We start from the raw sequence: 22994 nt of genomic DNA on the forward strand, positions 1-22994 counted from the left end.
CGCGTTGGACCATGCGCCTCGACGTCACGAGCCTGGGCGGCCGCGTCCGTTTGCGCCCGCTCGGCGTCCTCGCGGGCCTGGTCGCGGCCATCGTCGCCGGCGAGTACGCGGTGGGGACGGTCATCGAGCGGGTCGTCGACGGCGGCGGCCAGTTCCCGGCGTGGCTCCCGCACGCGGGGTCGGTCGGCGAGACCGCAGTCATCTACTTCGTGGCCTTCGATTTCCTCACGTTCGTCGTCCTCCCCGCGGTGCTGGTGTGGGTCGGGTACGTCCACGGACGCCACCACGCCACGAGGGCCGGCGAGCGCGGATAGTCCGCGGCGGTCAGTTTCCGAAACGGCGATACCGACGGGCCAGAGACTTTTGTCGGTCCCCTTCGAGGCGTGCGTCATGCCAACTGTCCCCTACCGGGACCCCACCGAGGGCGTCGAGACGCGCGTCGCCGATCTGCTCGGCCGGATGACCGTCGAAGAGAAAGTCGGCCAGCTACTGGTCGAACCAGCGACCGGGTCGGTCGACGAGGTGGTCGAGACGGTCACCAAGAACGTCGACCGGCACCACCTCGGGCAGGCATCGCCGTTCGGGCGGGAAGACGCCCCGGACACGCCCGAGGCGATGGTCGAGGTGGCCAACGCCATCCAGGAGTACGCCGTCGGGGAGACGCGACTGGGAATCCCACTGTTGCTCATCTCCAACGCCGTCCACGGCAACGCCTACGCGAAGGGGGCTGCCGTCGCGCCCCACAACCTCGGAATGGCGGCGACGCGGGATCCCGCACTACTCGAAGAGATGGCGTCGGTCACGGCAACGGAACTCGCCGTGACGGGCGCCCACCAGAACTACGACCCCATCTGCGACGTCGGGCGCGAACCGCGGTGGGGCCGGGTCTTCGAGACGTTCGGGGAGAGCCCGCGCCTCTGCGGGGCGATGGGCGCGGCGAAGGTCCGCGGCTACCAGGGCGACGGCATCGCGGGCGACGAGACCGTCCTCGCCACGGTCAAGCACTTCCCGGCCTACGGCGAGCCGGTCCGGGGCGAGGACGGCGCGGTCAACGAACTCTCCGAGAGCACCTTCCGCCGGATGAACTTGCGCGCCCACGCGGAGGCCATCGAGGCCGGCGGCGGTACCGAAGCGGTGATGCCCAGTTACGCGGCCGTCGACGGGTTCCCAGTCCACGGAACCCGAAAGTATCTGGGCGACCTGCTCGACGATCTCGACTTCGACGGGTTCGTCGTCTCCGACCACCACGGCGTCCGGATGCTCCACGACGACCACCGGGTGACCGGGTCGCTCCGCGAGAGCACCCTGGCGTCCGTCGACGCGGGGATGGACGCCTTCCTCGACCAGCCCGCTGCTGGGACGTACGCGGACGCGCTCGTGGGCCTGGTCGAGTCGGGCGAAATCGACGAGGAGCGACTCGACGAGAGCGTCGCGCCCGTCCTGGAAGCCAAGTTCGAAAGCGGGCTGTTCGAGGACCCCTACGTCGACCTGGAGCGAGCGAAAGAGACCCTGCGGACCGACGATCACCGCGAAGTGGCACTCGACGCGGCCAGGGAGTCGATGACGCTGCTCCAGAACGAGGGAGAGATCCTCCCGTTCGACCCGACCGTTTCGGAGGTGTTCGTCGCCGGCCCGAACGCCGACGACCTGGACCACCAGTTCGGCGGGTGGAGTCGCGGCGACAACGAGGACGGCGTCTCCGTCCGCGACGGAGTCGAGGCGGTGACCAGCAGCGAGACGACGGTCACCTTCGAACAGGGCGCGACGATGACGGAGTCCCGGGACCTCGACGCCGTCGCCCGGAAAGCCGATGACGCGGACGTCGCCGTGGTGGCGGTGGGCGAGAGCCAGTACATCCACGAGTTCGCCCTCGCGGAGAAGAGCGGCGAGACCGGCGAGTTCCCGACGCGCTCGCAACTCGCGCTGCCCGACGCCCAGCGCGAACTCGTCGAGACGGTCGTCGACAGCGCCACGCCCACCGCGGTCGTGCTGGTGACCGGTCGGCCGCTGGCCGTCGCGGACGTGGCCGACGCCGCACCGGCGCTCCTGATGGCCTACTATCCCGGCAGCGAGGGCGGGACGGCCGTCGCGGAGACGCTGTTCGGCGAGCACAATCCGTCGGGAACGCTCCCCATCTCGATGCCGCGCTCGGCGGGGCACCTGCCGACGCGGTTCAACCGCTATCGGGACACCGACGTCGTCGGCCCGCACGAACACCCCGCCTCCTACGACCCGCTCTTTCCCTTCGGCCACGGCCTGAGCTACACCGAGTTCACCGTCGAGAACCTCTCGCTGTCCGCCCAGACCGCGACGCCCGAGGAAACCGTCGAGGCCACGGTGACGGTCCGAAACGCGGGCGAACGACCGGGCGCGACCGCCGTCGACTGCTACGTCTCCGACGTGCAGAGCTCGCGCGTGACGCCAGTGCGTGAGCTCGGTGACTTCGCCCGGGTGGAACTGGACGCAGGACAGGGGGCAGAGGTCACGCTCGGTGTCGACGTGAGCGACTTCGGCGTCCGCCAGCCCGAGGGGGAGCGCGTCGTCGAACCGGGTACGTTCGAGGTACGCGTCGCCGGCGAGACGGCGACGTTCGATGTCGTCGAGGGAGCCGACGGGTGCCGTGACGGTCAGTAGACGTACCGGATCACGAACCGGGCGAGGCCGACCACGTACGCGAGTATCCAGAAGATGACGTAGCCGAAGACGCCGATGCGGACGCGGGAGCGCCAGTGGCTCATCGTCGGCCCGCCGATCTCGTCGAGCAGGACGTCCTCGTCGTACTCCTCGTAGAGGTCGTGTTCGATCTTCGCCCGGAAGATACGGACGATGCCCGTGAAGCCGAACGCGAGCAGGGCGTAGGCCTGGAGGCCGAGAACGGCGTGCAGCGCCGAGAGGCCACCGAACTGGTCGGGGAGCCGCGGCGCCATCCAGAACAGGAGCGGGACGGTCGTCAGGACGAGGCCGGTGACGACGAACTTGAGGTGGTGCATCAGCACTCCCCAGGTGACCGGCTCCGTCTCGATGATGTAGTAGGCGCCGTAGAGGAAGCAGGGCAGGCTCAGCGTGACGGCGACGAGCACGACCGTCGATATCGCGGCCGGCGAGAGGCCCTGCATGGCCCCGGCTATGCAGGTCGTTCGCTAAAGGATGCCGAAGTCCGTCGCTCGCCGGGCAGTCGGCCTAGTCGGTCAGCTCGGCCGCCAGGTCGAGCAGGGGGACGAGGGAGTCGGTCTCCGTCGTGGTCGCGACCGTCGTCCGGTCCTCGTCGTAGCGGAGGTAGCCCGCGTCTGCGAGCTTCGGGAGGTGAATGTGGTGGAGCCTGACGTAACACTGTTCGACGGCGTCGGCTGATACGTCCCGAGCGTCAGCGTTCCGTTCCCGGGCGACCACGTCCCGGGCCAGGTCGGCGCTACCGACAGGCCCGTCGGCCGCGAGGAGACATCGGAGAAGGCAGCGGCGGCGATCGTCGGCCAGGACCGCGACGGTGTCGGCGGGAAAATCCGCACGGAGAGTCGTCGTCTGGGAGGTAGTCATCGATTAGACGGTGGGCACCGATCCGTTTGAGAAACCTGTCTCAGCTGTCCCACTCCTTAAGTAGCCCCCAGTGAGACGAGCGGCCGTCACCTCTCGTCTTCGTCGTCCCGGTCACCTCCGCCGTCGATAACGAGGGTGCTGTCGACGAGACTCGCCGTCCCACGCCGGATACGAGCAGAGACGGCGTTCGCCGAGATCCCGAGCGCCGCGGCGATGTCGCTCGTCGAGGACCGACGCGGCACGTCGAAGTAGCCGCCGCTGAAGGCGGTGACCAGCGCGTCGCGCTGTTCGGGAGTCAGGTCGTACTCGCGCTGTCTGGGCGCCGTCGGCTGATAGAGCCGTACGACCTCGAAGTTGCGACCCGCTTCGCGGAAGTGGTCCTGGAACTCCCCGACGTGGTGCTCCTCGGCGAACCGGAGCGTGAGGTGCCAGGTGCCGTCCGCCCCGGTCGCTTCGACCATCGCACCGTGGTGGTCGACCACCGCGTCGATCAGGTCTCGGAACGCCTGTTCCCAGACGACCACGTACAGCACGCTGTCGCCGGTGTCCTCCGAGACGTCGGCCGATTCGATCGACGGATCCGCTCGAAGCGCGTCCCGGAACTCGTCGGCGTCGCAGCCGGACCCCCACAGGAACGGCATCACCTGCATCGTGCTGTGGGTCGCCATCCGTTCGGCCTCGACGACGACCGACGGGTGCTCTGTCAGCGCCTCGTCGAGCGCGAACGACGACGACGGGATCGAGAACTCCCCGATGACGCTCATTGTCCCGCGTAGGATACGTGGGTTGAAAAGGGACGTGCCAGGTCCCGTCGCCTTCCGTCGGTTTCGACAGGGATCTGCAGTTCGCTTCCGCCCTGCAGCGCCGCCAGCGTTGCAACGTCGCGGCGTTTATGCGGCTACGGGCCACAGTTTCGCACAATGAGCGACGCCGAGGACGAACAGTACTCGGACCGTGGGGAGGGCGAAAGCGAGTCGGTCCAGGAGCTACGCGACGCCGTCGACGAGAAGTACGACTTCGAGAACTTCGGGCCGGCGGAGATGGCAGAGATGTCCATCGACGAGTGGCAGGCGGCGTTCGACCCCGAGACGTGGATCACCGGCGCGGAACTCATCGACCGCGTCGAGGCGGACCTGAAGACGCGGGTCCGGAACCGCGAGGTGTTCGCGCGCGTCGAGCGCTACGAGGACCCGCCCCGGTTGCTGGCGTACTCCGAGAACTCGTACGCGATGATCTACCCCGACGGGAGCGTCGAGGGCGAGGGGACCGTCCTCCGCGACGTCAAGCCGACGGTTGCACTCTGTTCCATGGAGTCCTACGACGCCCCCGAAGCGCCGGACGGTCCCGTCCTCCCGCGCCCGGACGAGGTCCCCGAGGGCGGAAGCGAACTCGGCAACAACATGCTCCAGGTCATCGCCGGCATCCAGATCCTCGCGGGCGTCGTGCTACTGGGTGGCGGCGTGTTCTCGTTCGGCACGCGGGGAACGAATGCCCTGCTGTTGATCATCGCTGGACTCGGCTTCCTCGCTATCGGGGTCGTTCTCTTCGTGGTCGTGGCCAACGCGCGGCTCTCGGACACGTTCCGCGCCGAGGAGTTCCGCGACCGACTCCGGGGGGTCGGCCTCGAAGACGGGGAACGGCCCGAGTTCCTGCCGCCGGCGCCCGGCGAGGAGGCGGCGGCGGACGACGCCGGAGAGACCCGTTCCGAACGGTCGTGACGGTTCCTGCCGGCGGTATTCGGTGGGTTTATACAAACCGGGGACTGAAATTCGGACGTACATGAACAGGCGGGAATTTCTACTGAGTGCTGGGGGCGCCACCGGTGGCGCAGCGGCCCTCAGCGCCGCCGGCCCTGCTGCCGCCCAGGAGACCGAGACCGCCACCGGCACGCCGGGTGGTGGCGGGAACGAGACCGGCGGTGGCAACGAAACCAGCGGCGGGAACGAGACCGGCGGTGGCAACGAAACCAGCGGCGGGAACGAGACCGGCGGTGGCAACGAAACCAGCGGTGGCGACGGTGGCGGTGGCGGCGGCAGTGCCGGACCGCCGGACTACGGCACCTGGTTCAGCAACGTCGACAACTACGGCGGCGAAACTGTCGACGCCAGGGGCCAGAGCGAGGTCACCATCACCGTCGGTGCGGAGGGTAACGGCGGCGCGTTCGCGTTCGACCCGCCAGCCGTCCACGTCGACGCCGGCGCCACGCTGGTGTTCGAGTGGACCGGCGAAGGCGGCGCGCACAACGCCGTCGGCAACGACGGCACCATCGACTCGGGCGACCCCGTCGGCGAGGCCGGTGTCAACTACGAGGTCGCCATCGAGGAAGACGGCATCTACCAGTACGTCTGTGAACCCCACGAAGGCCAGGGGATGAAAGGCGCCGTCGTCGTCGGCAGCGACTACCCCACCGTCGACACGAGCGGTGACGGGGGCACGCCAGTCAACCCCGAACACATGGGCGTCCCCTTCCAGGCGCACTTCGTCGGCATCTCGACGGTGCTCGCCATCCTCGCCACGCTCGTGTTCACCTTCTTCACGCTCAAGTACGGTGAATCGGCCAACACCAAGGGAGGGAACGACTGATGTCCTCGAGTGGCTCCACCTACGGTGACATCCACCGCTACGAACAGCCCCGCGAGAGCACGGCTGCCGCGCTCGCGATCGTCCTCCTGACGGTCGTCGAGGTCGTGTTCGTCGGGCTGTTCACCTACGGCATCATCGCCCAGTGGGCAGGGACGAACGCCCCGCTGGGGAACATGTTCCTCGGGGGCGTCCTCGCGGTCATCTTCATCGACCTGGCGTTCATCATGGTGCTCTACCGCAAAGAGTTCCTCCCCGACGTGATGATCGTCAAGAAACGCCGCCGAAAGTGGGAGGACCTCTACGTCCGAGAGGGTGACGTCGAGGGGACGCCCATCGCCGACGAGGACCCGTGGGAGAGCGTCAAACGCGCGGTCTACCCCTACTACAAGAAATAGATCATGCCACTGGACGAAGACAAATATCCGGCCGAATCTGGACGCCGCCGTTTCGTCAAAGGCGTCGTGGGCAGCGCAGCGCTCTCGAGCGTCGGTGCGGGCGGTGCCGCAGCGCTCGACGCGACCACCGGGCCTCTCGGGGCCGGCGGTGGCCGAACGAACTTCTTCGGTATCGAGAACACCGCGGGCCCGGCGCCGCGCGGGATGCCGATCATTCCCATCGAGATTACCGACGCTGGCGAGCTACGGGGCCAGACGCCACAGACCGTCGAGGAAATCGACGAGGGCGGCGGCGGGTTCAACGGGAGCGGCGTCCCGTACACCTGGTCCTGGTTCCAGTACTGCGGGATCCAGTCGTACGCGGGGTTAAATCCCGAGGCGGACGAGGACAACTTCTTCCGCGCCACGCCCGGCACCTACGACTGGATGAGCGACGTCGAGGGCGGCGAACCCCTCACCGTCGACATGTTCGACGACTACGAGTCCTGGAACAACGACATCGGGAGTGCCGGCGTCGGCAAACCCGCGACCGCGAGCTGGCGCTCGGAGGGACCGGACGCACAGACCATCCCAGTCCAGGTCCTCCGGAGCAAGCGCGTGACCCAGATGGTCAACGGCGAGGGTCCCTACAGCGACCTCGACGAGAGCGTCAGGACCTTCCTCGAGGGCGCGACGTCCCAGGACTTCATGGTCTGGCTGAACAAGTGTACCCACTTCTGCTGTGTCCCGGGCTTCAAGGCCTACGGAGACAGCGCCCGGTTCGACGCCGAGAACCGGGTGTACTGCCAGTGCCACCAGTCGGTGTACGACCCGTTCAGCCCCGTGCAGAAGGACTTCGTGGCCCTGCCGCGACCGGACGAGTGATACAATGAGTCTCGAACGCAAAGACGAACACGAACACGGAAGCTGGATGGAATCGCGGGACCTGACCGCGATCGAACAGATCTATCTGACGACGCTTATCTGGCTCGACAAGCGCCTGCGCGTCGTCGACTACCTCGAGATCCTGGAGGACATGTACTACAAGGTCAACCTCCAGATGCCCAAGAGCCACACGGAGCAGTACAACCTGGACAACAAGTTCTGGTACTGGTATCCGCTGTACGCGCTCGGGTCGTTCTCGACCATCGCCTACATCGTCGCGGCGGTGTCGGGCGCCCTGCTGGGCTTCTACTACGCGCCCGCGGCCGCCAACGCCAACGGCCAGCCCACCATCGCCTACGAGCAGATCACCTTCATCATGACGCAGCTGAACTTCGGGTTCTTCCTCCGGTCGCTCCACCGGTGGGCGGCCCAGTTCATGGTCGCGGCGGTCTTCCTCCACATGCTGCGGGTCTACTTCACGGGCGCGTACAAGGAACCCCGCGAGCTCAACTGGATCATCGGCATCGTCCTCATCTCGCTGACGATGGTGTTCGGATACACGGGCTACCTGCTCCCCTGGGACCAGCTGGCGTTCTGGGCCGGCCAGATCGGCGTCGAGATGTCGCTGTCGATTCCGCTCATCGGTGAGTGGGTCGCACAGCTGATGTTCGGGGGCTTCACGCTGAGCCAGTCGACGCTCCAGCGGATGTACATCCTGCACGTGTTCTTCCTCCCGTTCGTCACGACCGCACTCATCGCGGTGCACATCGGCATCGTCTGGATGCAGGGCATCGCGGAACCACACTAGTACAATGACAGACGACACCACTTCCGACGACGTTCGCACGGACGGTAGCGGCGGTACAGGCATCGTCCCACCGGACGACGAGACCCCGACCTGGTCCGAGCGCAAGCAGCGCACCCAGGGGCTCTCCAGGCTGACGTACGAATACTTCGAGCGGGCCCGCCGCGAGGACCAGGACCTGCGCCAGCAGTCCGACTACGTCGAGCGCGACGTCCTGGGCTTCCCGGCCTGGCCCCACGAGATGATCCGCAACCTCGCGCTGACGAGCTTCTTCGTCGGCATCATCATCTTCCTCTCGGCCGCGCTCCCGCCCCACATCGGTCCGCCGGCCAACGCCTCCAGCACCCCGGCGGTCATCCTGCCCGACTGGTACCTCTACTGGTCGTTCGGTCTGTTGAAGCTGGGCTTCCTCAACCCCGAACTGGCCATCCTCGGGGACACGAAGCTGCTGGCCGACCGGACCTACGGCGTCCTGGCCAACGTCGTCATCGTCGGCTTCATCGCCATCGTTCCCTTCCTGAACAAGGGGAGCGCCCGGCGACCCGTCGAGCAGCCGTTCTGGGCCGCCGTCGGCATGTCCGGCGTGATCTTCTCGATCACCATCGCCGCGCTGTCGGTCAAGAACCTGCTCCCGATGGACTCGAAGCTCCTGCAGGACCTGACCTTCCTGTTGCCCTTCGTCGGCGCGTTCATCACCTACGCGGTGTTGCGGACGATGCGCGAGGGGTACATGTTCAACCTCAACCGTCGGTACTACCGCTTGCGACCGCCGAAATAGCGGTTCCGCGCTGCGAGTCTTTTCCGTCCGTGTTCGTTTTCCAGCGTCTCTCACGCCGACAAGCGACAGCGTCGTGTCGCGCAAGCCCGCGAGCGACGTGGTGAGTGGGCCAGTCCCCGTCGGCACGAACTCGCCGCAGTAAAGTACGTGCCGCCCGTTCCCGTCCGTAATGACTGACGACCGGTCGGAGGGCGTCGACGAGCCGGACGCGCGGACGCGCGACGTCGTCGTGCCCCTCCGGGTGTACAAGACGGTGACCGTCTTCTCGACGCTGTTCGCCGTCGCCGCCGTCGTCGGCGGCTTCCTCCTCATCGACCAGGCGACCGACCGGGCGACGCTGCCGACATCCGAGATAGATCCGGTGGTCGCCATCGCCGGCATCGCGCTCATCGTCGTCGGCGCGGGGACCTACGCCTTCTCGACGCGTTTCCGCACTGCGGAAATGGGAAAGTCTAAAGACGACGCCGACGAACCCTCAGATAATGGCTGACGAATTCGCGAAAGGCTTCGGTATCCTCGTCACCGCCGGACTCGGATGGATGACGCTGGCCGGCTGGTACCGGACGCCGTCGTTCGAAGGGACACAGCTCACCGGCGCGCCACCCGAGGCCGCCACGGTGTACGACCAGATTGCGCTCACGCTCGAACCCGTCCTCTTCTGGTTCGCCATCCTCGGTGCGCTGACGTTCTGGATCCTCATCCCCGCGTTCGAGCGCGCGCGCGATTCGTACGCCGAACGCACGCAGTAATCTGTTTTCGCGGCCGGGTTCCCCGCTCTGGGACGTCCGTACGTATCGTCCGAAACCGCCAGACGGCTTCGATTCGATTGCTATCGGGAGATTGCGAGTGTAACGATCAGACGGATCTGTGTGAACGGGCGCTGGAAGGAAGAGAGACGACAACACCTCGAAAGCCCTCGGCGGGCTGAACCACCGGAAGACTCACTCCGTTCGTCTTCCGAGCTCTCGTTCGCTCCGCTCACGAGAATCGCGCGAACACCACTGCGCTCCTCGGCCTCGCCTGCGGTGCCCTCAGCGGAGCTGAGGACTACGCGAGAGCTTCGCTCTCGCGGTCGCTTGCGGGGCCGGGGTTCCCGGAGCGGAAGGCCGGCGCAGCCGGCCTTCTCAAACCTGGCGGCTCCGCCGCCAGGCGCACCTCGCCCTTTCAGTCCACCGTCAGAGCAAGCTCTGACGAGCCCTGCCTCGCTACGCTCGGCAGGACCCCAGGCCAGCACCGCAGCCCTGCCCTTCCCCTTCCACGCGAGCGAAGCGAGTGTGGGCTCGAAAGACGAGGTGTGCCGAGTCTTTCGGTGGGTCGCGCGATGAAACGCGCTCCTGGCCGGGCGGTTGCGGGGCGGTCAGGAAGCGTGTCGCTCGCCGGACGGCGAGCGACCGGGGAAGGTTGGCGGAGTCAATCGCGAGCGCAGGGAGGCGCCGACCGTAGGGAGGGGTCTCCGAACGAGCGAACGGGGAGCGAAGCGACCCGTGAGCGCCTTCATGGCGCGAGCTACGTTGTCCTGGAGGACTGAAAGGGCGAGGCGGGCTCGCGCTGCAAGGCAGTCGCTCAGCGGGCACTACCCGAACGGACGTGAGGGTATCCCGCTGAGCGGCCGCGAGCCCGCCGAGGGCTTTCGAGGTCTTTCTGTCTGTTGTCGTTCCTCTAGCGCCACCAACTAGAATCGTTACAGACACTCCCGCTCTCGAACGACTGGGAGCGTCGAACCAGTCACTCACGGGTTTGCCAGACCGGCGACAGCGGAGAAACGGCGGAATCGACAAGAGCGTTCGGCACAGCGAAGCGGGAAATCCAGAGAGAACCGACGGGCGCTACACGAGCGAGTCGATGGAGCCGGTGAAGGCGACCTGGAAGACCACGTACAACAGCGCGAGGACCCAGGCACCGATGGCCGCCTTGGGTCGGTCGAGCGGGAGATCGCGTCGGGCTTCGACCTTGCGCGACTCGAACTCGAAGAAGTCGGTGATGACCATCCCGACCACGAGCACGGAGGTGACGAGGCCGCCGTGGTGGTGGACGGTGAGGAAGTAAAACGAGGCGAGCACGAGCACGAGGTTCGTCACCTCGTGGGGGACCCATCGGGTGATGGCGTCGGCGCCGTCGTCCTCGTACTGGTCGACGTATCGCCGCTGGGCGAGGAACCGGGTCACCATGTTGACCAGGACGAGTGCCAGTATCACGATCTCGATCTGGCCCTGGAGCGCGGCGTCCAGCGGCCCGAACAGGTTCACGAACGGCTCCGTCTGCATATCTTGCACTGTGTCCACCGTCCATTAGTGTCTTTCCAATTTCCAGCGGGTAGAATCCGGCAAATCTGTCGAAGAGTGACAGTTTTGCCGGTGGGCTGTGGTCCGTCGGCTAGAATTCCGGGTCGCTCGCCGGCGTCAGGGCGACGTCGACGGACCCGTCGGGCGTGACGGTGACCGGCTCGCCAGCGGCGACGGTGGCTACCTCGCGGTCGTCGGCGACCAGCGTCACCGGTGTCTCGTCGCGTTCGACCGTGAGCCGGAGGTCCTCGAGGGGGAGGACCCAGTGGTCGGGGTTGGTGGCGAAGGGGGCGATGGGGGCGACGGGTCCGACGCTCGTTCCCGGGGCGACGAGCGGACAGCCGAGCCGGTGGGCGTAGCCGGTCGAGCCGGCGGGCGTCGCGACGACGACTCCGTCCGCGCGGAACTGGCCGACGTGGCTGTCCCCGCTGGCCACTGCGTACTCCGAGATGTGGGCGACTTCCGCCGTCAGCAGCGACACGTCGGCGACGGCGCTGGCGACCCGCTCGCCGTCGTACTCGACGCGAAGGACGGGATACGACTGCGTCTCGGCGTCACCGGCGAGGACTGTATCGATCGCTGCCGCGGCGGACTCGGTCGCGACGGACCGGAATCCCACGTCGACGTCGACCGGCAGGACCGGTAGCGTGGGGGCGGACCGAGCGAGTCGCGCGAAGGCGGCGTCACCGACGGCGACGGCGAGAGCCGGCGACGCGGCCAGCACGGATTCGACGTCGCCCACGCGCGAGCGGGCGCCCGCCGACGTGACGGCCGCCTCCAGGTCCGCCGTCGCGTCGCCGACGACGCCGACGAGCGGCTCCCCGTCGTTCATGATTCGAAACTCAGGCCAGGCGGAGAAAAAGCTGCTGACCTCGCCCGACGCACGGGGACGCTATCGAGGGACCGAGCGCTGGCGGACCGGCGACACCGCCGCTCAGATACCGAGTCTATCCCGGGCGAACTGGGCGAGCAGCGGGAGGTCCGAGAGGTGCATGAGATTCCGCATCGCGAGCCGGTTACCGTTGTTCACCTGCTCCAGGGTGTCCTCGTCCGTGGCGCGCAGGTCGGCCATCAGGCGGTCGTAGCGCTCGTTGGGGGCGAGATAGAGGAGCTGGGTCATGAGCAGTCGGGGGCGCATCTGCGGGGCGACGTCGCGGTGCCACAGCTCGTCGTAGGTCGACAGCGCCGCGGCGGAGGTGTCGGGCTCCTCGGGCGTGAGACAGGCGTCTGCGGTGATTGCCGCCGCCCGTGCCGACTTCATGCCGGAGTGGATCCCCTCGCCCCACAGCGGATCGATCGTCGGGACGGTGTCGCCGATGGCCATGAAGTTGTCCGTGCTCATCCCCTCCGGGGGCTGGATGTGGGCCGACCCGCGGTGTTGCTTGCCCTCGATTCGCTCGGCGTCGTCGAAGCGCGGGTCGCGGTCGATCCAGTAGTCGAGGTAGTCGTCGATGCCCATCCCCTCTTTCGCGTAGGCGTCGTGGGAGTCGTTCTGGATGTAACAGAGGCCGACTTTCGCGGTGTCGGCTCCGGTGTGGAAAATCCACGAGTAGCCGCCCGGCGCCAGGTCGTGGTCCAGGCGGAGCATCATCGAGTCGCGAAGGTCGGCGAACTCGGAGTGGTTCACGGCGACGCCCTCGAACTCGTACTCGATGCCGATGGCCTGGTGTTCGCGTTCGAGGCCGGTGACGTCGAGTTTCTTGGCCAGCGGCGCGGCCGGGCCCGTCGCGTCGACGACGACGTCCGCGTACACCTCTTCGGAGCCGTCGTACCTGACGCCGACGATCTCGCCGCCGTCCATGATGGGTGCCGAGACGCGGGAGTCGAACCGGTACTCTGCCCCTCGCTCGCGACCGTCGCGGACGAGGAAGCGCTTGAAGTCGGCGAACTCCAGGACGGCGCCCGCCTGGTCGCGCACGTAGTGTTCGCTGGGCGATTCGAGAACGACCTTGTCGGTGTAGTGCATCACGACGTCGTCGGGGATGCCGAACGACGCCATCATCGACGGGAAGGTGCCGGCTGTGGACTTGTTGCTCTGACGCGGGAACTGGTCTTCGGGCTCGGTTTCGAGCACGAGGACGTCGTAGTTCCTCGCCGCCAAATCGCGGGCACACTGGGCGCCGGCCGGCCCGGCCCCGGCTATAACCACGTCAAAGCGATCGCTCATAGCATCAGGTCATGCGTACCCACTAATAGTCTTGCTGAATTTGCCAGGTGAATGCGGTCCAGTGGCCGGGTTGTGCACCGCGACGGCGACGCTGTTCTCGAAAGCGTAAAGGCCACACCGGACACAGCACCGGGAAAGCGCGGGGACCGGGGCCCGCGGGGATACATCATGGTCATGAAGACAGGCGCTGGCTGGCTCGCTGACAGCGCGACGTTGCCGACGGCGCTTCGCGCGGTGCTTGGGTACTACGCCGACGCAGGCGTGTTCGACTACGGCAGCCTCTCGCTCAAGCGCGAGATCGACGAGCGCACCGAGCGGATGGTCGACGACGTGTTCGGACTCGTCGAGGACGCCCTCGCCGAGGAGTTCGACCGTCCCTCGGTGGCGTTCGACTACGACACCAAGCTGGTTCTCCCGGCCCAGCTAACCCTCGGGTACGTCTACCGCTCTGCCAGGCAGCGAGCGGCCTCCGATCCCGTCACTGACGAGATAGCCATCGGCGTCCCCGAAGTCGACGAGACGGCCCTCGAGGAGGGCCCCTCACAGCAACTCTCGCCACGCGAGATGGTCGTCCGTGCCGAGCAGATGACCTCCCTCTCCATCGAGGCGCTGGTCGACGGCGACATGCGCGACGCCATCAACGACGACGAGTTCGAGGACTTCTCGGTCGACTTCGAGGCCGACCCCCGGCGCGTCGCCGAGGTCGCCCAGGCGGCGCTCCAGGCCGACCTGGACGCCAAGCTGGAGGGGCTTCCCCCGGTCGTCGAGGAGACCTACACGCGGGCCGTCGACTACTCGGAAGCGCACCAGGACCGGGACGACCAGTTCCGCGAGATGATGAGCGCGGCCGAGGACGGCGACCAGTCGGCGCTGCGCGACGTCCGCGAGCAGTACAAGTTCGCCGACTTCGAGGAGCCCATCGAGCTGTTCGACGAGAGCGAACGCAACCTGCCGTATCTCAAGACACAGTACGCCCGCGTCGGTGTCCTCTACGACGGCATGATCGGTCTCTATCGGCTGGCCGGTCTGGACGTCAACGACGACTTCGCGAAGGCAATCGTGCTCGCCATCATCGGCGCCCAGGTGTGGCTCGACGACGTCGACGACTACGTCGACGACCGCCGGAACGGGCAACTGACGCCCGTCACCGCGGAGTACCTCCTCGCGCCGGACGAGGACGCGGGCTACCGGCGCGTCGTCGACGTCACCGAGCAGTACCTCGACCTGGCCAAGACCTACGCGACGCGGGCGGACTCGCCCCTGACCGGTATCGCCGTCGAGTACATCTATCGGTCCGGCGAACCCGAGGTACTGCCCGGAAGTCCGTAGCGAAGGGGCTCGACGGATTCGCGGCTGTCGCTCTCTCCTTCGCTAGACGTGCTGCAGTTTTACCAGGGCGCGCGCGTATCGATTCGCATGGAGTGGTACAACGAACCGCCGAGCTGGCGCGAGGAGGGCGACCGCCTCGTGGTCCAGGCCGGCCCGGAGACGGACTGCTGGCGCGTGACGCTGCACGACTACGTCGCGGACGACGCGCACTTCTACCATCGAGCGGTCGACGGCGACTTCACCGCGACCGTCGAATTCGCTGGCGACTACGGGTCCCAGTACGACCAGGCAGGGTTGATGATCCGCGACAGTGACGAACGCTGGCTGAAGTGCGGGGTCGAGTACGTCGACGGCGCCCAGCAAGCGAGTGCCGTCGTCACCCGGGCGTTCTCCGACTGGTCGGTCGTTCCCCTCGACGACGACCCGGAGTCGGTCTGGATCCGCGTCGAACGGACCGGCCCCGCGGTCGAGGTGTTCTTCTCCCGCGACGGCCGGGAGTTCACGATGATCCGTCAGGCCTACCTCACGGAGACGGAGACGCTCAGGGTCGGGCCGATGGCAGCGGCTCCGCGCGGTGACGGCTTCGAAACGGTCTTCGAAAACTTCGACGTCGCGTAACTCAGTAGAACTCGCGAACGAGGTCCATCGCGCCCTCGGGGGCGCCGTCGGGGATTTCGGCCATGCTGCCCTCGATGCCCTGGCGCTGCTCGTAGGGGACGCTGTCCTCGTCCTGGTAGAGGACGCCCATGTACTCCGTCTCGGTCTCGCGGATCTTGTCCATCGCCGCGTCCGAGTCGTGGCGGTCGTGGTCGGTCTCGTCGAGGTCGACCAGCGAGTCGCGGAAGTAGTCGTACGTGTCGACGTCGTTGAACGTGACACACGGCGAGTAGACGTTGACGAAGCCGAAGCCGTCGTGCTCGATGGCCTCCTGGACCAGCTCGGCGTGGCGCTGGGAGTCCGAGGAGAAGGACTGGGCGACGAACGTCGCGCCAGCGGCCATCGCGAGCGCCTTGGGGTTGACCGGGGCCATCTGCGGACCCTCGGGCGACGTGGACGTCTCGAAGTCCTCGCGCGAGGTCGGCGAAGCCTGGCCCTTGGTGAGGCCGTAGATGCGGTTGTCCATGACGACGTAGCTCATGTCGACGTTACGGCGGACGGCGTGGATGAAGTGGCCCGCGCCGATGGAGAAGCCGTCGCCGTCGCCGCCGGCGACCATCACTTCCAGGTTCGGGTTGGCCATCTTCACGCCGACGCCGACGGGCAGGGCGCGACCGTGGACCCCGTGCAGCGCGTAGCTGTGCATGTAGGTCCCGATCTTGCCGGAACAGCCGATGCCGGCGACCACGAACGTGTTGTCGGGGTCGTTGCCGGTCTCGGCCAGCGCCTTCATCATGCCGTTCATCGTCCCGAAGTCGCCGCAGCCGGGACACCACGTCGGTTGCTTGTCGGACTTGAAGTCGGTAAATCGGACGTCTGAGCTCATGCTTTCACCTCGGCTTCGTCGGCCATCGCGGCCTTGATCTCCGCGGCGAGTTCGTCGGCGTCGAAGCGGACGCCGTCGTACTTGTTGACGCGGTCGACGCGTTCGAGCACGTCGTGTTCGATGACGTCGGCGAACTGCCCCGTCGCGTTACACTCGACGACGATGGTCTGGTCGGCTTGCTTGACCTCCTCGGTGAGGTCCGGGCGCGGGAAGATGTAGGGGACGGAGATGAAGCGGACCTCGATGTCCTCGTCTTCGAGGAACTCCATCCCTTCGCGCATCGCGCCCTCGTTCGAACCCCAGGAGATGACCAGCGTGTCGGCGTCGGGGTTGCCGAACTCGCGGTAGTCCCAGTCTTCGCGCTCGATGGCGGTCTCGACCTTCTGCTCGCGTTTCTCGACCTGTTCTTTGCGGACCTCGGTGTCCTCGGTCCGGCGACCGAGGGCGTCGTGTTCGAGACCCGTCGTCATGTGCGCGCCGCCGGAGGTTCCGGGGAACGTCCGCGGCGAGATGCCGTCGGCCGCGGGGAAGTGGGGCTGGAACTGGTCCTTCTCGTTCATCCAGCCGTCGATGTCCTCCTCGTCGACGACGTTGCCGCGCTCGATCTCGACCTCGTCCATGTCGAAGGCCTCTGGCTTGAACGTCTGCTCGGTCACCGCCATCGCGAGGTCGGAGACGAGGTAGACCGGCGTCTGGTACTTCTCGGCGAGGTTGAACGCCTCGACGGTCTTCCAGAAACACTCCGAGATAGTCGTCGGCGCGACGACGAACCGCGGAATCTCGCCGTGGCCGCCGTACAGCGTCATGTTGAGGTCGCCCTGTTCCTGCTTTGTCGGCATCCCGGTCGAGGGACCGGAACGCATCACGTCACAGATGACCAGCGGCGTCTCGGTGGTCGCGACCAGACCGAACGTCTCGGTCATCAGGTCGATCCCCGGACCGGACGTCGCGGTCATCGCGCGCGCTCCGGCGCGGGCCGCACCCAGCGCCATGTTGATGGCGGCGAGTTCGTCCTCCGCCTGGACGACTTTCCCGCCGAACTGGTCGACGCGGCCGGTCATGTACTCCATCACTTCCGTCGCGGGGGTGATGGGGTAACCGGCGTAGAACCGGCAGCCGGCGGCGATGGCGCCCATCCCGATGGCCTGGTCGCCGTTGATGAGGACGTAGTCCTCGTCGGACGTCTGGAGTTCGTAGCCGAAGTCGTGGTCGTACTCCTCCTGGACGTACTCCTGGCCCTTGCGCGCGGCCTGCATGTTGTTCTCGACGATGGCCTCCCCCTTGTCGCCGAAGCGCTTCTCCAGGGACTCGTCGAGGTTCTCGATGGGGAACTGCGATACTTCGCAGGCCGCACCGAGTGCGACGACGTTGGCCATGATGGCCCCGCCGGCCTCCTCCGCGAGGCGCTTGAGCGGAACTTCGAGGCCGATCATCTCGTCGGGCACCTCGACGTTCTGCATCGTCGTGCGCTCGCCGTCGTAGATGATGACGGAGCCCTCGTGCAGTTCGTCGAGGTTCTCGTCGATCGTGCGTTCGGTGAGCGCGATGAGCAGGTCGAGGCGGTCCACGACACTCTGGACGCGGTCGAGCGACGTCCGGATCTTGTATGCCGTGTACCCACCGCGGATACGCGACGCGAAGTCCTTGGACGTGAAGACGTGCCGACCGGCCCGCGAGAGTGCCTGGGCGAAGATCTTCCCGGTAGAGTCGATTCCATCGCCGGCTTCGCCGCCGATGGCCCAGTTGAGGTCGTCGGGCATTCTAGCGCGTGGGTATCCGTTGCCTATGGAAAAACCTTCTGTAAACGCCTGGAGACCCGAAGGCTGTGGGTTTTGCCTCTTTTCCGGTTGCGAATAGTGTACTCGATTCCGAGTGATCTGTTCGGCCCGCTCACGGACCGAAACCGGCTTGCCGGTAATCGCCCAAGCGAGCCTATGGATCCAACGAAGACTGCCGTCCGGGCCGTCCGTGACGTCGGTCCCGACGCGGTCGCCATCGATCTGGAATCGCCGACGGAGTTCGACGCCCAGCCGGGACAGTTCGTCAAGCTGACGTTCGACCTGGCCGACAAGCTGGAGTTCGAGGCCATCGAGCGCCTCGCCGCCGAGGGCGAACTCGACGTCGAGACGGCCGACGAACTCGAACGCGGCGACGAGGTGCTCGTCTCCCGGTTCTACACCATCTCCTCGCCCGACGTCGGCGACACCTTCGAGATAACCGTCGGCATCTACCCCGACGGAACCCTCGCCCCGGTCCTGGCCGACCTCTCGGCCGGCGACGTCGTCACCGTCTCCGGCCCCTTCGGGAACGACTACTACGAGGGCGAAGACCCCGCCGTGATTCTCGCTGGCGGCCCCGGCGTCGGCCCCGCCGTCGGCATCGCCGAGCGCGCCCTCTCGGACGGGAACCGCGCCGCCGTCGTCTACCAGGACGACGCCCCCATCCACGAAGAGCGTCTCGCCGACATTCGGGAACAGGGCGCCACTGTCACGCTGCTGGCCGCGGGCGAGGACCTGTCCCCCGCCGTCGCAGACGTCCTCGACGACTACGGCGCCGACAGCCAGCTCTTCGTCTACGGCTTCGCCGACTTCATCGACGACGGGACGTCGGCCATCGACGCCGCCGGTGGGGATTCGGAAGGCGCCAAGATCGAGAACTTCGGCTAGGAGGAGTTGGTTTCTGTTTTTGGGCGGTTTCATACTCGCTCGTCGTCTTAACAACCGATACCGCAAACAACTCGAAAGCCCTCGGCGCGCTGGACTCGCGCGGACCGCGCTGCGCTCCTCGCTCACTGCGTTCGCTGTGGTGCTTGTGGGTCCGTGCTTCGTCCACCTCGCCTCGCCCTTTCAGTCCACCAGGACCAACACAGCACCACAGCCCTGCCCTTCCCCTTCCACGCGAGCGAAGCGAGTGTGGGCTCGAAAGACGAGGTGTGCCGAGTCTTTCGGTGGGTCGCGCGATGAAACGCGCTCCCGGCCGACGAGTACGCTCAATAGACGGGGATAGCGTAATAGACCCACGTTGACACGGGCAAACATGGAGTATCCAGCGTGTGGGTCACGCCTCGACGGGAAGGTCGCCCTCGTCACGGGGTCCACCCACGGAATCGGTCGCGGCATAGCGGAACGGTTCGCGCGCGAAGGTGCCTCGCTCGTCGTCAACGACGACGGCGAGTACGACGGGGAATCGGTCGCAGACGGCCTCCCGACCGATTCGATCTACGTGGAGGCGGACCTCGGCGAGCCCGCTGCGATCGAGCGCCTCGTTGAGGGTGCCGTGGAGGCGTTTGGACGCATCGACGTGATCGTCAACAACGTCGGCGAAGCCCAGATGGGACCACCCGAAGACGTGACGATCGACGAGTGGACGTACACGTTCGACCTGTGTCTCCGGAGCCAGTGGCTCACCGTCAAGCACGCCCTGAAGTACCTCCCACCTGGGGCGAGCATCGTGAACATCTCGTCGGCCAACGCCTGGGGGAGCGCACCGGGCTTTTTCCCGTACAACGTGGCGAAAGCCGGCGTCAACGGACTGACCCGATCGCTCGCCGTCGAACTTGGCCCGCTCGACGTTCGAGTCAACGCTATCGAGCCTGGGATGATCAACGTCGAAGAGCGCGATCCAGCGTCTACCGAACTCGAACAGGAACGTGAGATCGATCCTGCCGGGCGTGCCGGAACCCCTGCAGACGTCGCGGGGCTCGCCGCGTACCTCGCCAGCGACGAATCAACCTTCGTCACTGGCGCGGCGATTCCCGTCGACGGCGGTCGTCACGCTGTCCTCCTCGACGATCAGTACGCGGGCCACTACCGGTTTGATGGCTGACGGGACCTACATCGCACCGGCGACGCCGCTGCCGATAGCGGCGCCGCAGTCGCCGCAGCCGACGAGGTAGAACCGCTTCGAGGCCGTGAAGAAACCGGTCGTCGAGTCCATGTCGAGGAACTCGACGTCGTCGGCCTCGGTCAGTTCAGACTCGCAGTGGGGACAGTGTACCATCGTTACGCTGCCCCCGCGTTCGATTTGGCGCCGGCGACGCCGCTGCCGAGCGTTCGGCCGCAGGCGGCGCAGTTGGCGGTGTAAAACCGCTTGGAGGCTCTGATGAATCCGGTCTTTGCGTCGGTCTCGACGAATTCGATGTCGTCGGCGTCGTCGAGTGTCGTCTCGCATTCAGGGCAGTGTACCATTGCGCACGGGGCATCGAGGCAGGTCGAAAAATAACTGTGGGTCGCTTCGACTGGAACCGAGCGTCGGTTCGCACACCCCCGGAAAAGATATACCCGCCATCATCCAAGGTCTGGTATGCGCGAGGCAAGTCGGACGACCCGCCAGCGCATCGCCGACCGACTCCGGGACGACGCCCTCCAGGCGGGGGCCATCGCCCGGGAGTTCGAAATACAGACCAGCGACGCGCTCAGTCACGTCGAGCACATCTCGAAGTCGCTGGACTCGACCGACGAGCAGTTGCTCGTCGCGCCGCCCACCTGCGAGGAGTGCGGCTTCGACGCCTTCGACGACCTGGTCAACCGGCCGAGTCGCTGTCCGGAGTGCAAGAGCGAGTCCGTGACGGAACCGGCCTACCGGATCAACTGACGTCGTTGCGGACCGGCCCGTCAGCCGCGCCGTTGGAGCGGCGCGCCGCGTGGCTCAGTTCCCGGAGAAGCCGATCCGGCTCCCCGACGAGCGGGTTCGCTCGTCGGCGGGGCCCAGGTGTTCGAACGCGTAGCGGTCGTCGGTGAGGTAGACGCCACCGTCTGCGACCGCAACGTCGACGACTTCCAGCGTCGCACCCTTGCAGGGACCGAAGTTGCAGTACCCTGAGTCCATCTCGAAGTACGCGCCGTGTTTCTCGCAGACGAGTTCGTCGTTTCGGAGCGCCGCACCGGACCCGGAGTCCAGGCGCACGTCGGTCCAGTGCTGACAGTAGTTCTCGTAGGCGACGACGCCGTCGGTCAGGCGGAGCAGGATGGCCTCGACGCGCTCGTCGCCGTCGGCGACTGTCGCGGTGAACAGCAGGCTCCCGTCCTCGGGCACCTCGTCCAGGGCGACGATCCGGCGTGAGTCGTCCATGCTGGCCCGAGCGTTCGCGAGTCACCGATTTGAATCCCGCGGTCCAGAGGGGCCGGTCCGCCGAGGTCGCCCAACCGCCGGCCCGCCCGAACGTTCATTTGGTGAGTTCCGCTATCTAGCCCATGAGCGAACCCGAGGCGCCCGCGGTGTCGTTCCCCCTCAAGGAGCGCGCGATGGACGAGGCGCCGGTCGGTATCACCATCACTGACGCGACTCAGCCCGACAACCCGCTAATCTACGTCAACGAGGCGTTCGAGCGCGTGACGGGCTATCCCCGAGAAGAGGTCCTCGGTCGCAACTGCCGCCTGCTGCAGGGGCCGGAGACGCGCGAGGAACCGGTGCGGACGCTCCGCGAGGCCGTCGACGCGGGCGAGTCGGTCACCGTCGAACTGCGCAACTACCGCAGGGACGGCGAGGAGTTCTGGAACGAGGTGACCATCGCGCCCATCGAGGGCGAGGACGGCGAGCCGGTGAATTTCGTCGGCTTCCAGAACGACGTCACGCGCCGGAAGGCCGCGGAGATGGCGCTCGAGGACGAACGCGAGCGCCTGGACGTCGTCTTCCGGCGGGTCGAACGACTCCTCGACGCCGTGACGACGGCCATCATCGCACCGACGTCCCGGAGCGACCTGGAGCGCGCAGTGTGCGAGGGACTGGTCGACGCCGGTCCCTACGAGGCGGCCTGGATCGGAACCGTCGACGCCGCGGGCGAGTTACTCTCGGCGTCGAGTACGACGGGCGACCACCCGGCGCTTCCCGAAGGGGGCGTCCGCGTCGATACCGACCATCCCGCGGCGGTCGCGTGCCGAGAAGGGACGATTCAGGGCCTCCACGGGCTCTCGGATGGCAACGGCGGAGCCGGTGACGACGGCCAGCAGATAGCCGTTCCGTTGCGTCACGGCGACTCCGAGTACGGCGTCATCACGCTCGTCGCCCCTGCCGGGCTCCGCGTCGACGAGCGTGAGGCGACGGTCCTGACGGCGCTCGGGCGAGCCATCGCCGCCGCGCTGTCCGCGGTCGAGACCCGGCGCATCCTCGTCGCGGACGACGTCGTCGACGTCGAGCTATCGGTGCGCGACGACGACCTCTTCTTCGTCAGGATCTCCGAGCAGGTGGACTGTCGGCTGACCTACGAGGGGGCAGTGGCGGATGCCGACGTGCCGTCGCTGTACTTCACGGCCACCGGCGCGCCGGTCGAGGCCATCCTCGAGGCCGCCGCGGACTGTCAGGACGTCGTCGCGGTGTCGACGGTCATCGAGGACGGGGAGCAACACCTGCTGGAGTTCGAACTCGGCCGGGACCCGCTCGTTGGTCGACTCGCCGCCTTCGGCGCGGAGACGCGATCCATCGTCGCCGAGGAGGGGGAGGCGTCGGTCGAGTTTACCCTCCCCGCGGGGGCGGACCTGCGCTCACTCGTCGAGCGCGTCCGCGAGGAGTACCCCGACACGGAGCTGCGGTCGACTGCCCACCGTGAACGGCCGCCCGAGACCAAACAGGAGTTCTTCACGCGCGTCGAGACGGCGCTGACCGACCGACAGCTCGCGGCCCTCCAGACGGCCTTCGTCGGCGGCTTCTTCGACCGGCCACGGCGGGCGACCGGCGACGAACTCGCCGCGTCGATGGACCTCACGCGGTCGACGTTCCACCAGCACCTCCGGGTCGCCCAGCGAAAGCTCCTCGCGGAGTTCTTCGAGCGGTAGTACC

The 22994-nt window shown here is 66.9% G+C and carries 27 protein-coding genes; 16 read left to right on the forward strand and 11 right to left on the reverse strand.

The annotated features are described in order from the left end of the window. The first annotated feature begins 11 nt into the window (after positions 1 to 11). Complete coding sequence (locus AC5FRV_RS00945; RefSeq protein ID WP_493559253.1) at positions 12 to 314, forward strand: hypothetical protein; 303 nt, start codon at positions 12 to 14, stop codon at positions 312 to 314. Between the two features lie 76 nt (positions 315 to 390). Continuing rightward, complete coding sequence (locus tag AC5FRV_RS00950; protein ID WP_493559254.1) at positions 391 to 2634, forward strand: glycoside hydrolase family 3 N-terminal domain-containing protein; 2244 nt, start codon at positions 391 to 393, stop codon at positions 2632 to 2634. Here AC5FRV_RS00950 and AC5FRV_RS00955 read toward each other — a convergent pair. The 3 genes from AC5FRV_RS00955 to AC5FRV_RS00965 form a co-directional block, all read right to left on the reverse strand. Further along, the gene (locus tag AC5FRV_RS00955; protein ID WP_493559255.1) at positions 2628 to 3116 is read right to left on the reverse strand and encodes a DUF7321 family protein; all 489 of its coding nucleotides are present in this window, start codon (positions 3114 to 3116) and stop codon (positions 2628 to 2630) included. The genes AC5FRV_RS00950 and AC5FRV_RS00955 overlap by 7 nt on opposite strands. Positions 3117 to 3180: 64 nt before the next feature. Continuing rightward, complete coding sequence (locus AC5FRV_RS00960) at positions 3181 to 3534, reverse strand: DUF7344 domain-containing protein (RefSeq protein ID WP_493559256.1); 354 nt, start codon at positions 3532 to 3534, stop codon at positions 3181 to 3183. A gap of 86 nt (positions 3535 to 3620) precedes the next feature. Then, the gene (locus AC5FRV_RS00965) at positions 3621 to 4298 is read right to left on the reverse strand and encodes a helix-turn-helix domain-containing protein (RefSeq protein ID WP_493559257.1); all 678 of its coding nucleotides are present in this window, start codon (positions 4296 to 4298) and stop codon (positions 3621 to 3623) included. 156 nt (positions 4299 to 4454) lie between these two features. Between AC5FRV_RS00965 and AC5FRV_RS00970 the strand changes: the two genes are divergently transcribed. From AC5FRV_RS00970 to AC5FRV_RS01005, 8 genes are all read left to right on the forward strand, one after another. Then, entirely contained in the window at positions 4455 to 5252 is a 798-nt protein-coding gene (locus AC5FRV_RS00970; protein WP_493559258.1) for a DUF308 domain-containing protein, read from the forward strand. Positions 5253 to 5313: 61 nt separating this feature from the next. Beyond that, positions 5314 to 6117: a halocyanin domain-containing protein gene (locus AC5FRV_RS00975; RefSeq protein ID WP_493559259.1), complete on the forward strand. Its 804-nt coding sequence runs from the start codon at positions 5314 to 5316 to the stop codon at positions 6115 to 6117. Further along, the gene (locus AC5FRV_RS00980; RefSeq protein ID WP_089816757.1) at positions 6117 to 6512 is read left to right on the forward strand and encodes a DUF7318 family protein; all 396 of its coding nucleotides are present in this window, start codon (positions 6117 to 6119) and stop codon (positions 6510 to 6512) included. Before AC5FRV_RS00975 ends, AC5FRV_RS00980 begins: the two co-directional genes overlap by 1 nt. Before the next feature lie 3 nt (positions 6513 to 6515). Continuing rightward, on the forward strand, positions 6516 to 7376 hold the full coding sequence (locus tag AC5FRV_RS00985) for a Rieske (2Fe-2S) protein (RefSeq protein ID WP_493559260.1): 861 nt from the start codon (positions 6516 to 6518) through the stop codon (positions 7374 to 7376). A gap of 4 nt (positions 7377 to 7380) precedes the next feature. Further along, positions 7381 to 8184 (forward strand): cytochrome b, encoded by an 804-nt coding sequence (locus AC5FRV_RS00990; protein ID WP_493559261.1) that lies wholly within the window; start codon positions 7381 to 7383, stop codon positions 8182 to 8184. 4 nt (positions 8185 to 8188) lie between these two features. Then, entirely contained in the window at positions 8189 to 8959 is a 771-nt protein-coding gene (locus AC5FRV_RS00995; protein WP_493559262.1) for a cytochrome b family protein, read from the forward strand. A gap of 169 nt (positions 8960 to 9128) precedes the next feature. Continuing rightward, positions 9129 to 9449, forward strand: a complete 321-nt coding sequence (locus tag AC5FRV_RS01000; protein WP_493559263.1) for a DUF7315 family membrane protein — start codon at positions 9129 to 9131, stop codon at positions 9447 to 9449. Continuing rightward, positions 9442 to 9708 (forward strand): DUF7314 family protein, encoded by a 267-nt coding sequence (locus tag AC5FRV_RS01005; protein WP_493559264.1) that lies wholly within the window; start codon positions 9442 to 9444, stop codon positions 9706 to 9708. The genes AC5FRV_RS01000 and AC5FRV_RS01005 overlap by 8 nt, the downstream gene beginning before the upstream one ends. 1077 nt (positions 9709 to 10785) lie before the next feature. On the opposite strand, the gene AC5FRV_RS01010 is transcribed toward AC5FRV_RS01005, so the two are convergent. From AC5FRV_RS01010 to AC5FRV_RS01020, 3 genes are all read right to left on the reverse strand, one after another. Continuing rightward, positions 10786 to 11223, reverse strand: a complete 438-nt coding sequence (locus AC5FRV_RS01010; RefSeq protein ID WP_493559265.1) for a DUF7313 family protein — start codon at positions 11221 to 11223, stop codon at positions 10786 to 10788. 109 nt (positions 11224 to 11332) lie between these two features. After that, positions 11333 to 12073, reverse strand: coding sequence for an NAD(+)/NADH kinase (locus AC5FRV_RS01015; protein WP_493559266.1), 741 nt, complete (start codon positions 12071 to 12073; stop codon positions 11333 to 11335). A gap of 102 nt (positions 12074 to 12175) precedes the next feature. Continuing rightward, positions 12176 to 13408 carry a digeranylgeranylglycerophospholipid reductase gene (locus AC5FRV_RS01020; protein ID WP_493559267.1) on the reverse strand — a complete coding sequence of 411 codons (1233 nt, stop codon included), beginning with the start codon at positions 13406 to 13408 and terminating at the stop codon, positions 12176 to 12178. 168 nt (positions 13409 to 13576) lie between these two features. On the opposite strand from AC5FRV_RS01020, the gene AC5FRV_RS01025 reads away from it, so the two are divergent. Both AC5FRV_RS01025 and AC5FRV_RS01030 read left to right on the forward strand, forming a co-directional pair. Then, complete coding sequence (locus tag AC5FRV_RS01025; RefSeq protein WP_493559268.1) at positions 13577 to 14737, forward strand: hypothetical protein; 1161 nt, start codon at positions 13577 to 13579, stop codon at positions 14735 to 14737. Positions 14738 to 14824: 87 nt separating this feature from the next. Then, entirely contained in the window at positions 14825 to 15355 is a 531-nt protein-coding gene (locus tag AC5FRV_RS01030; protein WP_493559269.1) for a DUF1349 domain-containing protein, read from the forward strand. 1 nt (position 15356) lies between these two features. On the opposite strand, the gene AC5FRV_RS01035 is transcribed toward AC5FRV_RS01030, so the two are convergent. After that, entirely contained in the window at positions 15357 to 16220 is an 864-nt protein-coding gene (locus AC5FRV_RS01035) for a 2-oxoacid:ferredoxin oxidoreductase subunit beta (protein WP_493559270.1), read from the reverse strand. Further along, a complete protein-coding gene (locus tag AC5FRV_RS01040) occupies positions 16217 to 17980 on the reverse strand; it encodes a 2-oxoacid:acceptor oxidoreductase subunit alpha (protein WP_493559271.1) in 1764 nt (587 codons plus the stop codon). Before AC5FRV_RS01040 ends, AC5FRV_RS01035 begins: the two co-directional genes overlap by 4 nt. Before the next feature lie 174 nt (positions 17981 to 18154). Between AC5FRV_RS01040 and AC5FRV_RS01045 the strand changes: the two genes are divergently transcribed. Further along, positions 18155 to 18886, forward strand: coding sequence for an FAD-dependent oxidoreductase (locus tag AC5FRV_RS01045; RefSeq protein WP_493559272.1), 732 nt, complete (start codon positions 18155 to 18157; stop codon positions 18884 to 18886). Between the two features lie 370 nt (positions 18887 to 19256). Next, positions 19257 to 20045 carry an SDR family NAD(P)-dependent oxidoreductase gene (locus AC5FRV_RS01050; protein WP_493559273.1) on the forward strand — a complete coding sequence of 263 codons (789 nt, stop codon included), beginning with the start codon at positions 19257 to 19259 and terminating at the stop codon, positions 20043 to 20045. A 6-nt stretch (positions 20046 to 20051) separates the two neighbouring features. Here the strand turns inward: AC5FRV_RS01050 and AC5FRV_RS01055 are convergent, their stop codons facing one another. Further along, positions 20052 to 20219, reverse strand: a complete 168-nt coding sequence (locus tag AC5FRV_RS01055) for a hypothetical protein (protein ID WP_493559274.1) — start codon at positions 20217 to 20219, stop codon at positions 20052 to 20054. A 2-nt stretch (positions 20220 to 20221) separates the two neighbouring features. Beyond that, the gene (locus AC5FRV_RS01060; protein ID WP_493559275.1) at positions 20222 to 20407 is read right to left on the reverse strand and encodes a hypothetical protein; all 186 of its coding nucleotides are present in this window, start codon (positions 20405 to 20407) and stop codon (positions 20222 to 20224) included. Positions 20408 to 20522: 115 nt separating this feature from the next. On the opposite strand from AC5FRV_RS01060, the gene AC5FRV_RS01065 reads away from it, so the two are divergent. Beyond that, on the forward strand, positions 20523 to 20813 hold the full coding sequence (locus AC5FRV_RS01065; protein WP_089816772.1) for a transcriptional regulator: 291 nt from the start codon (positions 20523 to 20525) through the stop codon (positions 20811 to 20813). Between the two features lie 54 nt (positions 20814 to 20867). Here the strand turns inward: AC5FRV_RS01065 and AC5FRV_RS01070 are convergent, their stop codons facing one another. Continuing rightward, positions 20868 to 21290, reverse strand: a complete 423-nt coding sequence (locus AC5FRV_RS01070; protein ID WP_493559276.1) for a Rieske (2Fe-2S) protein — start codon at positions 21288 to 21290, stop codon at positions 20868 to 20870. A 122-nt stretch (positions 21291 to 21412) separates the two neighbouring features. On the opposite strand from AC5FRV_RS01070, the gene AC5FRV_RS01075 reads away from it, so the two are divergent. Continuing rightward, the gene (locus AC5FRV_RS01075; protein ID WP_493559277.1) at positions 21413 to 22990 is read left to right on the forward strand and encodes a bacterio-opsin activator domain-containing protein; all 1578 of its coding nucleotides are present in this window, start codon (positions 21413 to 21415) and stop codon (positions 22988 to 22990) included. Positions 22991 to 22994: the final 4 nt, after the last annotated feature.

The sequence above is a fragment of the Halomicrobium sp. HArcel3 genome, from assembly GCF_058933135.1.